9 protein-coding genes and 1 pseudogene are annotated in these 15,484 nt (G+C 33.7%); all 10 read left to right on the plus strand.

The window, feature by feature from the left end; all coding sequences use genetic code 11:
- Nucleotides 1-8: 8 nt before the first annotated feature.
- Complete coding sequence (locus tag ACVCZW_RS07590) at nt 9-1,034, plus strand: hypothetical protein (protein WP_452228502.1); 1,026 nt, start codon at nt 9-11, stop codon at nt 1,032-1,034.
- 37 nt (nt 1,035-1,071) lie between these two features.
- Nucleotides 1,072-2,640 (plus strand): sulfatase, encoded by a 1,569-nt coding sequence (locus ACVCZW_RS07595; RefSeq protein ID WP_452228503.1) that lies wholly within the window; start codon nt 1,072-1,074, stop codon nt 2,638-2,640.
- Nucleotides 2,641-2,857: 217 nt separating this feature from the next.
- Nucleotides 2,858-3,802: a family 16 glycosylhydrolase gene (locus ACVCZW_RS07600; protein ID WP_452228504.1), complete on the plus strand. Its 945-nt coding sequence runs from the start codon at nt 2,858-2,860 to the stop codon at nt 3,800-3,802.
- A 177-nt stretch (nt 3,803-3,979) separates the two neighbouring features.
- On the plus strand, nt 3,980-5,638 hold the full coding sequence (locus tag ACVCZW_RS07605) for a sulfatase (RefSeq protein ID WP_452228505.1): 1,659 nt from the start codon (nt 3,980-3,982) through the stop codon (nt 5,636-5,638).
- Between the two features lie 165 nt (nt 5,639-5,803).
- The gene (locus tag ACVCZW_RS07610) at nt 5,804-7,693 is read left to right on the plus strand and encodes an FG-GAP repeat domain-containing protein (RefSeq protein WP_452228506.1); all 1,890 of its coding nucleotides are present in this window, start codon (nt 5,804-5,806) and stop codon (nt 7,691-7,693) included.
- Nucleotides 7,694-7,697: 4 nt separating this feature from the next.
- Nucleotides 7,698-9,146, plus strand: coding sequence for a hypothetical protein (locus ACVCZW_RS07615; RefSeq protein WP_452228507.1), 1,449 nt, complete (start codon nt 7,698-7,700; stop codon nt 9,144-9,146).
- A 3-nt stretch (nt 9,147-9,149) separates the two neighbouring features.
- Nucleotides 9,150-11,435, plus strand: coding sequence for a beta-galactosidase (locus tag ACVCZW_RS07620; protein WP_452228508.1), 2,286 nt, complete (start codon nt 9,150-9,152; stop codon nt 11,433-11,435).
- Between the two features lie 21 nt (nt 11,436-11,456).
- Nucleotides 11,457-12,962, plus strand: a complete 1,506-nt coding sequence (locus ACVCZW_RS07625; RefSeq protein ID WP_452228509.1) for a sulfatase-like hydrolase/transferase — start codon at nt 11,457-11,459, stop codon at nt 12,960-12,962.
- Nucleotides 12,963-12,973: 11 nt separating this feature from the next.
- Entirely contained in the window at nt 12,974-13,981 is a 1,008-nt protein-coding gene (gene mgrA / locus ACVCZW_RS07630; RefSeq protein ID WP_452228510.1) for an L-glyceraldehyde 3-phosphate reductase, read from the plus strand.
- 190 nt (nt 13,982-14,171) lie between these two features.
- Nucleotides 14,172-15,484 (plus strand): annotated as a pseudogene (locus tag ACVCZW_RS07635) (hypothetical protein); the annotation flags it as partial.

Raw genomic sequence — 15,484 nt, forward strand, 5'->3', positions numbered from 1 at the left:
TCAAACATATGGTTTCAATTAAACATCCTGGAGAAGATGATTTTGTAGAGGTTATACTTACAGAAGTACAAAACAAAAATGGTCTTCCTATCGAATATTATATGGATGTTAAATCCGTTATTTGTTTGGCAGAAGTTTGTAAGGTTATTCCAGTGACATTGTACTGGAATAATATAGGTCAGTATAAAAAGTATCAAATTAAAAAAGGAGTGACCCTAGAAAAATATGAAGCTGATATATTTGAACCCAACGATTATAAAAAACTGCAGAACATTTTAGAAAATTCAGATTCACCTTTTAGAGATGTTTTTCTTGAAGATATTTGGACGGTTCCAAGTGCTATAGACCAAGACGTTGATGCTATTTCTGGTGCAACAATTTTGTCTTTAGATGAAAAAGACACGGTTCCTGGAGCAGCTTTAACCTGTTATACATTATGGCATTGGGCAAATGGAAATATTGTTTCCGTAATAAAAGAAAAAACAAGTAAATCTGTTTCTAATTCACAATTAAAGAATTTTATTACTAACGATAATCACACTTATTTTAATATAGCATTAAAAGAATTAGAGCAAAGAAATATATACAAAGCAGATTTTGTGGATATTATTATTTACCGCGTTTTAAAAGATGATTTTTTGCTTAAAAACGCATTTGGTTATTTAGAAAAAGCAAGACCTGACACTTATTTATATGCCGTATCTGAAGTGTTCTTTCAGGGAGAAAAAAAACAAAAACTATCTGCTATTCGCTCACTTAATAATTCAGAAATAGACATTCCTAAATTATATTTGGATCGTTTAAGTGAAAAATTTAAGAATCTTGAATCGTATCAAGAAGTGTCATCTTTATTTGAATTAATGCAGAATAAGAACCCAAATTCTTCAACTGTAAATAAGAATGTAATTTCGCTTTTAGATTCTGATATTTTTATTGCAAGAAGAGCATATTGGTTTTTAAGTAATCAAAAGTTGACTTCAAAACAAGAGAAGAAATTTCGAGAATTCCAAAGGAAGAACAAAGACAAATTATAACTAAGTCTTATTTTTAGAAAAAAATCAAAATTCAAAAATGAAAATAAAGTATATATTACTAATAGTTATTACTATTTTCTTTCAAAATTTGTTAATTAGTCAGCATAAAAAGAAACCAAATGTAATATTGATTGTCGTTGATGATTTAAATGATTATACAGGTTTTTTAGGTGGCCATCCACAAGTTAAAACACCACATATGGATGCTTTAGCTGCAGAAGGCACTGTATTTACAAATGCACATACCAACGCACCAATTTGTGCACCTTCGAGAGCGAGTATGTTAACAGGTATTTATCCGCATGTTTCTAAAAATTTTTGGTTTGATAACTGGACTGATAATGACGTACTAAAAAACAGCAAATCTATAGCTCGGTTTATGAGTGATAATGGCTATAGCACATATGCTACAGGAAAATTAATGCATCACAGAGAGGAATCGGAATGGGATGAATATGGTATAGAAAACGATTTTGGACCTTATGCTTACAATGGGAAAAAGGTTGTCGCGCATCCATCCACGCCTAAAGCATATTATTCTAATAAAAATGATGAATTATTTACATCTCTTGCAGATGTGCCTAAAGTAAAAGCTACAGATTCTACTCCTGGATATAATGGATGGTATGATGTTAAAAATAAGAAACCATTTAATTATGTAAGTGATGAGGATCGCGATTTGCTAAATGACGAATTAAGCGCGGAATGGGCAGTTAATAAATTAAAAAGTTTAGATAATTCTAAAAAGGACAAGCCCTTTTTTATGGCAGTTGGTTTTGTGCGACCACACACACCTTTAGTTGCGCCACAGAAATATTTTGATAGGTATCCTTTAGAAACTTTAAAAATTCCTGTGATAAAAAAGAATGATAATGAAGACACGTATTATCGAACCACATTTTCATGGGCAATGCCATGGACAACACATTACCAAGATTTAGAAGCCTCTTATAATAGTATCGATGATGGTTTACGTGAATATGTACAAGCTTATTTAGCCTGTGTGAGTTTTGCCGACGATCAAGTTGGGAAAGTCATGGATGCCTTACGTAACAGTAGTTTTAATGAAAACACGGTTGTTATCTTAGTGAGTGATCATGGTTATAATCTTGGAGAAAAAGATTTTATTTATAAAAATAATCTTTGGGAAGAAACTACTAAAGTGCCTATGGTTATTAGGGATTTAGGTATTAAAGAGAGTAAAGGGAAACGCATAAATCATCCTGTTTCATTAATTGATGTATATCCAACTATTGCAGATTTTTGTAATATCAAATCCATGAATACTAAAAATGATTTAGGGAAACCTTTAAATGGTTTTAGTCTGAAACCTTTTTTAGAAAATGATGAAGCTTATAAATGGAATGGACCAGATGTGGCATTAACAGTTGTTAGAGGAAAAAATAAAAGTAGTTTGCCTAATGAGCAAAGTTATTCTGTAAGATCAGAAAAATACAGATATATCTTATACTTTAATGGTAAGGAAGAATTATACGACCACACCAACGATCCTTACGAATGGACAAATTTGGCTACGGATAAAAAATATGCTCTAATCAAAGTGCAATTAAATAATCAACTGCATCAATTATTGGATCTAGATTAAGATAAAATAATGCACACAACAGATATTTTTTTAGTTTATCATTTTCTAATTTAGTGCTAACTTGTCATACGAGATAAAATTAAACTATAAACTCTTTTTATATGAAATTACGCCTGATTTTATAGGTTTCTTAGTACTAGCAATGAGTTGTAATTCTAACAAAACAACTAAAGAAGAATACCTTTATTAGAAATCCAATAATTAAAATATAAGTCCATTGAAAAAATTATGCTATTACATAGTGTTACTTGTCTTTATGACCACAAGTTGTAAGTCAAAACAAATACCAGAAACCAAAAGTTATCAACCAACTTCAGCATCTCAAACTGCAAATAATTGGAAGTTAGTTAACAATTTATCGGATGAATTTAATACTACCGAAATCAATTGGGATAAATGGTTTAAAACTAAAAGCTTGCCAAACACCACAGGTTGGAAATGGGACAACACGAAAAATATTAAGCTAAACAACGGTGTGGCCGAATTAATAATGCAACACAATGAAAATAATGTTTCTGACGGTGGAACTTATTTTAAATCGGGTATTTTAAAATCAAAAGAAACCTTTACAACCGGATATGTTGAAGCTAGAATTAAGGGAGCTATAATAGATGTTCTTGGACCAATAAATGGCTATGGAGTGTGTCCTTCTTTGTGGTTATATAGTGATTTCGACAGAACCGTAGAAGAAGGCAAAACCGTTTATTGTGAAATTGATATTGTAGAATTACAGCAGTTTGATTGGCATAAAGGACATCAAGATGATATTAGGGATTCCGATCACAACTTACATTTGGTTAAAAAACAAAATGGAAAAGACGTATGGTTTAGACCAAAAAAGCATCCAGAAACACAATTAAATAAATACAGACTGAAAGATGACCCAAGTAAAAATTATCATATTTATGGTTGTGAAGTCAATGAAAAAGAAATTATATGGTACGTTGATGGTGTGAAAATTGCAAGTAAACCTAACACAGATTGGTATAGGCCAATGAACGTAACCGCTTCTTTAGGTTTGCGAAGACCTTTTGTGAAATTTTCAAATAATGCTAATCGAGCTGTAGATCCATTGGAAGATGAAGAAGCAAAAAAGCAATTACAAGGTATGCCAACTACGATGTATGTTGATTATATCCGAGTTTGGACTAAAAAAAAATAGTTTATTAATAGTTTAATCGCTTTTTGTATTCAGAAATAATTAAGGGGTCAGCATTTTTAACTTTTAATTTTTCAGAAGCGAAAGGATAAAATAATGCACCTAACAGATAATTTTGATGCTTATAATTTGGTTGATTATGGAGACATTGTACTATCGGTATAAACTAAAATACTTCCTATGAAAATACGCTTGATTTTAATTGGCTTTTTAGCACTTGTAATGAGTTGTAAGACCAACAATACAACCAAACAAGAAGCACCCAAAAAGCAACCCAATATTCTTTTTATTGCTATTGACGATTTACGTCCAGAGCTAGGAGCTTACGGTTCCGATATTGCTGTTACGCCAAATTTAGACAAGTTAGCAAGTCAGGGTTTATTATTCAATAGAGCATATTGTCAAGAAGCTATTTGTAGTCCGTCTAGAGCTAGTTTAATGACAGGTGCGCGACCAGAAACCATTAATGTAGTTGAAAATTTCACCTATTTTAGAGATGCAAATCCTGATATTATAACACTTCCTCAGCATTTTAAAAATAATGGCTATGAAACCGTTCATACCGGAAAAATTTATCACAAAGAAGCATTTGCAGATTTAGATTTATCGTGGAGTAGAGAACCTGCTAACGATAAAATGACTATAAAAAGAAGTAGAACACCAGGCGGTTTTGCAAATCTAGAAAGCCAAGAGATGTTTAAAAAGAATCAAGCAGATATGATTGCTAAGTATGGGCCGGATGCACCAAGAAACGGATTAGGAAAAGGACCAGCTTACGAAAACGCAGATGTGCCAGATACGTTTTATGAAGATGGTTACAATGCAGAATTAGCAATTGTAACGCTAAAAGACATGTTAGAAAAAAATCCCGATAAGCCTTTCTTCTTAGGAATGGGAATGAAAAAACCACATCTGGATTGGTTAGCGCCAAAAAAGTATTGGGACATGTATGATGCTTCAAAAATTAAATTAGCGACCCAAACTACTGCGCCAGAAAATGGAGCAACAATGGGTTTACATCCTTCCTTTGAATTACGTGCCAGATTCGGAATTCCTAAAAAAGGACCTATTGATGATGAAATGGCGAGAGTTTTAAAACACGCCTATTTAGCTTCTGTATCATACATAGATGCACAAATCGGAAAAATGATTCAAGGTTTGGATGATGCTGGAGTTAGAGATAACACAATTATTATTGTTTGGGGTGATCATGGTTGGCATCTTGGAGAAATGGGTATTTGGGGAAAAGCTACCAATTATGAAATTGGAACTCGTGTTCCAATGATGATTTGGACACCAGATATGCCAGCAGGAACTAGAGGGAAAACAACCGATGCTTTAGTAGAGTTGGTAGATATGTATCCAACATTAGACGAATTAGCAGGTTTGGAACAACCAGCGCATTTAGAAGGTCAAAGTTTTGTGCCTTTATTAAGCAACCCAAATAAACAATGGAAAGATGCTGCGTTTAGTCAGTTTCCAACACCAGCTTTAAGAGAATGGGCCGCAAACCCTTTATCTGTTGGTATGCGCGAAACCTATTTTGGCCCTTTAATAGAGGAACAAGAAGCGAAAATAAAAAAGCAACAAGGTGATAAATGGGATAGAAATTTGTTTGAAAACGACCTAATGGGTTATGCGATGCGTACAGATAGATACCGTTTTATCGTTTGGAAAGATTATAAAAATAAAGAAAAACCACCTGTGTTTGTAGAATTATTTGACCATAAAACAGATCCAACAGAAACAAAGAATATTGCTGAAGATAATCCGGAAATCGTTAAAGAATTAATGATTCAATTTAATAAAGGTTGGAAAGGAAATATGGCTGAGTTATAGAAATGAAAAACGATAAGTCAAAATGAAGTTGAAAATGAATTTGAAATCGAAACTTAAAAGTTGAATCATAAGATTATCACCTTCAGGATTAGTGAGAAACAAAATATATTTTGTTTTGAAACTATCGAGCAAAGCTCTTAGGGGTGTTTTTCAAAAAAAATAAAAATGAAATCAATAATAACAATTTTTGCCGCTTTACTAATCTTCAGTTGCAGAGCACAATCCAAACAAATAACTAATGTTAAGACTGAAGCACAATCAGCTACAACACAGTTCTCTGAAGATGAAAGTATTATTCAACTAGAAAACCGTTCGCGTAGAAAGTTTGACAATGCAGTAATAGCCGATTTAGATCAGGATGGTTTTTTAGATTTATTATTGATGGAACATTCGCGTCGTGTAGAATTATATTGGAATAATAATGGCGTTTACGAAAAAGGGGAGCCGTTTATTTTTGGTGATACGCATGGTATTGCAGTTGGCGATTATAATTTTGATGGCATTGTAGATATTCTTGTTCAACCTGGTGGTGGAGATGGAAAAAATCCTCGTAAGGTGAGACTTTATCAAGCATTTCCAAATCGTACTATTAAAAAAGAAGGAGATTACAAGCATTTTAAAGGTGGTCGTGGTCGCGCTACAAAATTGGTAGATATCGATCAAGATGGAAAATTAGATCTAATTACGTCTGCATTTCCAACGCTAAAGGCATTAGACAAGGGAAATGTTGTTTATAATAGTGATACTGCATTAGCATTCAAGTTTAGTCAATATTTACCACATGCAGATAGAATGAGCATGAGAACCTCGCTTATAGATTATAATGGAGACAATATTACAGATATTATCTTTCATGGAGGTCAAGAAATGGTTTTAGTCAAAGGTTTAGCGGATGGCAAATTTGTGGATGCTTCCAAAACTGTTTTCGGAGATCTTCCGAAGATAAACCTAGTAAATAGTATTTCGGAAATTGATTTTGATAATGATGGCGATAATGATTTGTTTTTAACACGTTCAAAATTGCCTTTTGATTCGGAAAGTGAATATGATGCAGAAACTAAATCCTTTTATTTTTTTGCAAGACGAAATGCTTTCAACTTTGAAAATATTGAAGTAGATGGTGATTTGGAAATCGAAAATCTACAGATGGCTTATCCAAATTTTGATATTTTCTTAGGTGCTGAAAAGAAATTATGGAAACGTAAAGAAGATAAGCATGGACATCATGATTTAAAAATCACACAAGCTGAAGCACAAGGATTTCCAGAAGACACGAAAGCCAACGGATTATATATTGGGCATATTGGTAATGGAAAGTGGAGAATAGCTGGTTATACCAATTCGCCAACTAGTGGTGTTTTACATCATGTTACAAAATCACCAGAAATTATTGCATCTAAAAAACTGCCTGCTAAACTCTTAGAGAATAGAGATGGTACGTTTGTGGATGTCACAGAAGCCTTCGGAATTAATATTGCAGAGCAAACCACAAGTACGGCTGTTGGAGATTTTAATAACGATGGTTGGTCCGATATTTTTGTATTGCGTTACGGCAATTCAGCAACAGAAAATAAACATATTCTTTTATTAAATAAAGGTGGAAAGTCTTTCGAAAGTGTAAATTCTCATGGGCTTATAACAAAAGAACTAGGAGCTACAGGAATGGGAGCAGATGCGTTTGATTATGACAAAGATGGTGACCTCGATATTGTTTGTGCTAATGAAAGAGGTAGATGGCATTTATTTACAAATAATCATACGTCAATGACTAATAAATATGTGGTTGTAGATGTTGGATATGCGCCTTCAGGAAAGGCAACTGCAATGGGAGCTGTTTTAAAAATAAAAGCCTGTGGTAATACCTATAAAAGAATAGTTGGTGCTACATCATCCTCTTATTCCCATAGCTTTAACACACAATTGCATGTTGGTTTAGGTAACTGTAGCAAAATCGAATCCGCATCCGTTTTATATACTAATGGAGAAGAAGTGGATGTGCCAATTCGTAAATTAAATACCATATATACAATAGGAAGTAAAACACTTAAAAAATAAATACATGAAATCACTTTTAACCCTTTTAATAGTATTTATAACATGTAGTTGTATAGCACAAAACCCGAAAACTGTTTCTGTAGAAGAAAATTATAAAAATTGGAATTGGGAAAACGTATATGTTGCCAAAAACAAATATATCAGCTTGGCTGTTGTGTCAGATGCTGGAGGACGAATTCTAGAATATAATTTAGGAGAAGTGCCTTCTTTGTGGTTGAATTCAGAAATGTTAGGGAAAACATTTCCTGCAACAGACGAAATAAAACAAAACGAATGGCGCAACTTTGGAGGTTATAGATTAGTACCATTACCTTTTGAAAACTGTTCTGTAGATAGAGAAGGAAATAGAGGGAATCGTTGGCCACCACCAGTAATTATTGGTGCTGCTACTTACGATGTAACTAAAGGGAAAAACGACTTAGGTTTTGAAACTATAGAAGTGCAATCTGGAGTGCAACAATTACCTGTGCCTAAGTTTTTTGGCAATATAGGATTTGTGTATCCCGATAAAATTGAGGAAGAAATACAATATGCAAGAACATTATATATAGAACCCAATAGTAGTTTGGTATATATCGATCACACCTTAAAAAATGTTGGGGATAGGGAAGTGAAACGCGGACTTAAAATTTCGAGTCAGCATGTTTCAGAAACGGAAAAAGGATTACATGATGGTGAAAACTATGTGGCTTATGTTCCTTTTGATAAAAATTTAAAGTTACCAAATGGAGAACAATTCGAAATCACAACCAATGCAGACCAACGTTGGAATTACCTCAATCGTAATCGTTTTAAATTAGATAAAAAGAATCCAGAACATATTGAGAAATATTACAATCATGGTACCAACTGGAATGGTGAAGTCGCTCCAGGAATTTATGAAGTAGCATACGATTATAACCAAATGGCAGGAATTCACATGATAGCTTCCGAGTCTTGGTTGTGTTACGTGAATAAAAAAACCAATACCGCTTTTGCGAAAATTATGGAGCCTTATAATCCAGAATTGGAATACGATCATGGTTTAAACAATGCTATTTTTTGTAGTGGCTTGTCGGAAGGATATATAGAAACGGAAGTACAAACACCACTTTATACTTTAGCACCAAACGAAAGTTTTGATTACAGAGAAATTCATGGTGCTGCTCAAATTGAAAATGCACCCGTTTTAAACGTGAATTTAGCAGGAATTACAACCAAAAAAATAACATTTACTAATTCCGGAAATAGTGTAGAAGGCACGTATGGGGTTTTTATAGAAGGTAAAGCGGTACTGCAATTTAAAACAGGAGATACTCTTTTAAAATCTTACGATGTAGAGAGCGTGAATCCTTTAAAAGTTTTTAAAATGAATGTAGCAATCGAAAAACCAGCGTATTTTGATACGATGCAAATCGTGGTTATCGATACGAATAAAAATGAAACTGTTTTAGATAGTTTATATTTTCAATAAAGGATGATTAGAGCTTCTTTGTATATCTTATTTTTAGTCAGTATGTTGTCTTGTACCACTGTACAATCGCAGTCTACAAAGTCTATCGCTAAGACAAAAATTAAAACGCTTAAAACACTTATCCATACTTTAGAACAGCAAAATATTGAAACGCATAAAGAAGAATTAGCAATTGCTACTGCCGAAACGTTTTTAAAATTTGCCATTTGGGATGAACGTAATTTGGAAGAAAATACGGAACTATTCAAACAAATAAATATCTATAAAGATAGTGCAGCTATAATGGCGCAGAAACTACCAAAGTTTGAAAGAAATGATGTAATAAAACTATTAGATGAGACTATAGAAACTGCTCAGAAATTAGTCAATAATGAGATTAAAAGAACACCTTATATAAGACCAAATTGGTCAGAAATCACATTAAAAGGAAGCAGTTTGTTGTATAAAAATAGACCGGTATTTTTGCATGATTACACATGGAAACCTACTTCAGATAAGCTATCTACATATTTTGGAGCATTAAATAATGCTTTTATTGCTCCTAGTCAGTTAGAAAATAAAGAAGGAAATCTAAATAAATCCGTAACAGAACGATTGCAAGCCAATACATCTAACAACACAGGTTTTGTGTTTATTTCGCATAAAGGGATACCAAAATGGGCTTCCAGTGCTTATGGTGAAGAATTTGGTCAAATTATTGGTAAACCATTTACATCGTATGATATTGATAATCCTGGAGCACTAGATATGTTATCCAAATTATTTAAGGCAACAGTTCCAACTTTTGTAGAAAAAAAATATACGCAATTAGGGTATATGTTAACAAATGAACCTCGTTGGGCTAATTACACGAATGGTAAAAAGAAAGTTTGGTTTCGATCGGATGTTTCCAATTATACCATTCAAAAATTTAAAACTTGGCTTCAAGAAAAGCATAAAACGATAGCAGTTTTAAATACACTTTGGAATACAAACTTGAAAGATTTTGATGCCATAGCTACTGTTTTACCTGTAGATATTTCAGAAAGAAGTACTGCGAAATGGTACGATTGGACGACTTTTAATCAAGAACGAGTAACAGATTGGTTTACGTTTATGAAATCTGAAATCCGTAAATACGATCCTAAAGCAAAAGCACATCTAAAAGTAATGCCTTCTATTTTTACAGACAATGATCCAGATTCTGGAATCGATTGGGAAGCATTAACCGAATTGAGTGAAATTAACGGAAACGACGCTGCATCGCATTACAATAATACGCGACCTGACACTTTTGAATGGGACGATAATTATATTTGGAACTGGAGAGAATTATATATGGGTTACGACTTTTTAAAATCGATTCAACCCAATCAAATCAATTTTAATTCGGAAAGCCATTTGCTTAGCGGCAGTCATGTTCGTGATTTATATATGAATCCTAAATACGTTAGAGCTTCGTATTGGTCTGCACATATTTTAGGTTTAAACGTTTCACAAACTTGGTTTTGGCCTAGAAGAGAAGATGGTTCATTACGTGCAAATTCAGGGAAGGGGTATGCAGGATCTAACAATCAGCAGCCACGTGTTACATTCGAATTAGAAAACACACTATTAGATTTAAATCGTTTTTCGGAAGAGATTACAGCCTTTCAGCAACAGAGAAAACCTATTCGTTTATTTTATTCTAAAACATCGGCTACTCAGAATGCGGGATATATGGATACGATGTTTGCTTTATATGAAAGCTTAAATTTTGAAGGTTTGCCTTTAGGTTTTGTCACTCAAAACATCATCAAACGTATAGATAATTCAGATTGGGATGTTATATTAATTCATAAAACAAAACAAGTTACCTCTTCCGAATTGCTAACGCTTCAAAAGCATTTAGATGCTGGAGGAATAATTGTTATAGATAATGAAAGTCTGAAGACGGATGAATATGGAAGGCCAATTTCCGCTTTAAAAGCAAGTAATGGTCAATTACTATTCGTTGCAACTTTAGAAGAAATGAAAGTTAAAGCATTATCTATATTAGATGCTAAAAATCAGTTGCCAACCGTAGAGATTATTGAAAACGATGGGAATGACGTAAAAAAATGTATCTGGAGAGTGATTAAAAATGAGGCAGGAAACCAAGTGTTATCGATACTAAATGTTGGAAAAACAGACGTAAAGTTGCGGGTAAAAAATAGAAAATCGAATACAATAATAGCCTTTAAAGAGCTAATAGATGGCGTGCCAATGGAAGCATCACCAACGCTAAAACCTTATGAAGTGTTATTTATCGAAGAAATTAAAAATGAATAGAAATACTAAATCCTTTTACAAATGAATATATCAAGAAAAATAATAGGAGCATGCAGTTTTTTGCTACTTTTAGCTGTAGGTTGTAACGCTACCAAACAAGGCGCAGAAGATACAAAAGAAGAAAATACAACGGTGGAAACTAAAATGGTGGAGACGCCAAAACGACCAAATATTGTCATGATTCTATGTGATGATTTGGGATATTCGGATGTTAGTTTTAACGGTTCTAAAGATATTACAACACCCAACTTAGATGCTTTGGCTGCCACAGGAACAAAATTTACTTCGGCGTATGTACCACATCCATTTTGCGGTCCTAGTCGTGCAGGAATTCTAACCGGTCGTTATGCACACACTATTGGTGCACAATTCAATTTACCACCAAATAGCGAAACCATTGCTCAAGGTATTGATGTAAATGAAAAATTTATGAGTAAAATGCTTAATGAGGCTGGTTATAGAACAGGTCTTGTTGGTAAATGGCATTTAGGAGCAGTAGATAAATACCACCCAAATAACAGAGGATTTGATGATTTTTATGGCTTTTTAGGAGGTGGACATAATTACCATCCAGAAGATTATAAGAAAAAGTATGCAGATGCTGAAAAACGAGGTGTAAAAGTGATTTGGGATTACCTATCTCCTTTAGAACATAATGGGGAAAAAGTAACCAATGATACCGAGTATTTAACAGATGAATTATCTAATCATGGCGTTCGTTTTATTGCCGAATCTTCAAAACAAGACAATCCGTTCTTTTTGTTCATGTCTTATAATGCGCCACACACACCTTTGGAAGCGAAGAAAGAAGATTTAGAAATGTTTGCTAATATTAAGGATAAAGACCGTCGTACCTATGCCGCTATGGTGTATGCTGTAGATAGAGGTGTTAAGAGTATTGTCGAAACTTTAAAAGCAACTGGTGAATATGATAATACGCTAATCGTTTTTTATAGTGATAATGGAGGGCGACCAGATAAAGGAGCAAATAACTTCCCTTTAAAAGAAGGGAAAGGAAGTGTTTATGAAGGTGGTTACAGAGTACCAATGTTTTTCCATTGGAATGGTGTTGTGCCTGCAGGAAATGTGTACAACGATCCTGTTTCTGCTTTAGATTTATATCCAACATTTGCAAAATTAGCGGATGCTACAATTCCTTCGACTAAAACATTAGATGGGAAAGATATGTGGAATAATTTTATGACGAATAAAGAAGTTCGAGAAGATGGTAATATCTTCACTATGAGACATAGAAATGGATTTAGTGATGTTGGTGTAAGAAATGGAAAATGGAAAGCTGTAAAGGCGTATAAACAAGATTGGAAGTTATTTGATATCGATAAAGATATTAGCGAGACTAATGATATTAGTGCAGCGCATCCTGAAGTTTTAAGGAAATTAGTAGCAGATGCCAAAGCGTGGAGCGAAACACATGTGCAACCAAAATGGTGGCATAATAAAAAAACAGGTGAAGAATGGAAAGCAGATAAAATGCCACATTTTGAAAAGACATTTAGTCTAAATTAATACTTTTCAAAATGACCATAAAGGATAAGTCAAACACTAAAACGTATAAAGCTTCCGAAGATAGATATGATAAAATGATCTATAATAGAAGCGGTAATAGTGGTGTGTTATTGCCTGCAATATCTTTAGGGTTATGGCACAACTTTGGATTTGTGGATGCATTTCAAAATGCAAGAGAAATTTTAAGGTGTGCATTCGATTTAGGGATTACTCATTTTGATTTAGCTAATAATTACGGACCGCCTTATGGTGCTGCAGAAGAAAATTTTGGGAGGATATTTAAAAAGGATTTTAAGTCTTATAGAGACGAGTTATTTACTTCTACCAAAGCAGGTTATGATATGTGGCCTGGACCTTATGGAAATTGGGGATCTAGAAAATATTTAATCTCTAGTTTAGATCAAAGTTTGCAGCGCATGCAATTGGATTATGTAGATGTATTTTATCATCACAGACCCGACCCAAACACACCTTTAGAAGAAACCATGCTAGCTTTATCGGATATCGTTAGGCAAGGAAAAGCATTGTATGTTGGAATTTCTAACTATAAACCGGAAGAAACAGCGAAAGCTTCAAAGTTACTAAAAGCCTGGAATGTGCCTTTTATAGTGCATCAAGCACGATATTCTATTTTAGATCGTTGGGTGGAAGATGGATTGTTAGATACATTAAAAGAAGAAGCCTTGGGTTGTGTAGCCTTTTCTCCTTTGGCGCAAGGCATGCTTACCGATAAATATCTAAAAGGTATTCCGCTGCATTCTAGAGCCGCAAAAGAAAACACACACTTGGATGCCGAGAAAGTAAAAGCAACGATTGCCAAGGTAAAAGTATTAAACAGTATTGCAGAATCACGAGGACAAAAATTATCGCAAATGGCAATTTCATGGTTGCTTCATAAGCCAGAAATTACTTCCGTTTTAATTGGAGCTAGTTCCACAGAGCAACTAAAAGAAAATGTGAAAGCTCTAGAAAATTTAAGTTTTTCGGAAGAAGAATTGAAAAAAATTAATGTTTGCTAATCTAGTCTTCTTGTTTATTAATTATTTTATTTCGGAACAATTCCCATATTTTATAAAATTTCTTATTAATTCTAAAAATGGGTTTAGGTAAAATACTCTTATTATAAGTTAAAAAAGCACTGAGAATTATATAAATATTAAAGTAATATAGCAAGGTAATAACCAATACAGTAACTAATTATCCTTGGACATGGCATTAAAAAATAGAGTATGTATACTATTAATTTTACTTTTTATTTCATTAGATAGCAATGCGCAATTAAGCTTTTGCTCTGGTAATTCTGGAGACCCCATTTTTACGGAAAATTTTGGTACTGCTCCAAGTGCTACTTTGCAAAATGTATCCTTGCCTTCAGGAACAACAACTTATAATTTTTTAGGTGCCACAGTATTTGGTGATGGTAAATATACCGTTTCCAATAGTTCAGACTACTGGAATTGGTTTGATGGTCCTAATTACGGATTCGAAGATCATACACCAGGCGATACTAATGGAAGAATGTTAATTGTTAATGCTAGTCATACTCCAGGCGAGTTTTTTAGTTTACCTGTTTCTGGACTTTGTGAAAATACAACCTATGAATTCTCTTCTTGGTTGGTTAATTTAACACCTAGAGATTTGTATAACATTGGTAGCTTGCCAAATCCATGTAATGTAAGTTTTGAAATATGGGATAGTTTAGATACAACGCAGCTAGCATCAGGAACTACTGGTGATTTTTTTGGTGGACTAAGCACAGATACTGGAGAATGGGTTCCATATGGCTTGGTATTTCAAACGTTAGTCGGTCAGACTTCAGTGATTTTAAAAATGGTAAATAACGGCGTTGGTGGTTATGGAAATGATTTAGCAATAGATGATATTGTCTTTAAAACTTGTGGTGATTTTATTTCGATTGGTGATAGCGCAAATAATCCAAATATTTCCATTTCTAGCTGTGAAACGCCTTATGCAACAACACTAACCGTAACTCCAGATTTCTCTGTCTTTACTTCACATTTTTATCAATGGCAAGAAAGTATGGATGGGATTACTTGGACAGATATATCAGGGGAAACTTCAGCAAGTAGCACTATAAACGGTATTACTGCTACAACCTATTATAGATCAAAAGTTGCCGAATCTATGGTGAACTTGAATAATTCGTCATGTAATACGGTTTCAGATGTATTTTCGATTACTGTAAATCCAGTACCTGCCAATCCAGGAAATGTAAACTGTTGGGATAATTTTCAGTTAGACGCTACTTCATGTCTGTATGTAAATCTAGGAACGGTGCCTACCAACCCAGGAAACGTTACCTGCTGGGATGATTTTCAATTAGACGCTACTTCTTGTACGTATGTAAATCTAGGAACAGCACCTACTAATCCAGGAAATGTAAACTGTTGGGATGATTTTCAATTAGACGCTACTTCATGTTTGTATGTAAATCTAGGAACTGCTCCTTCTAATCCAGGAAACGTTACCTGCTGGGATGATTTTCAATTAGATGCTACTTC

This window comes from Lacinutrix sp. MEBiC02595 (genome assembly GCF_053601555.1).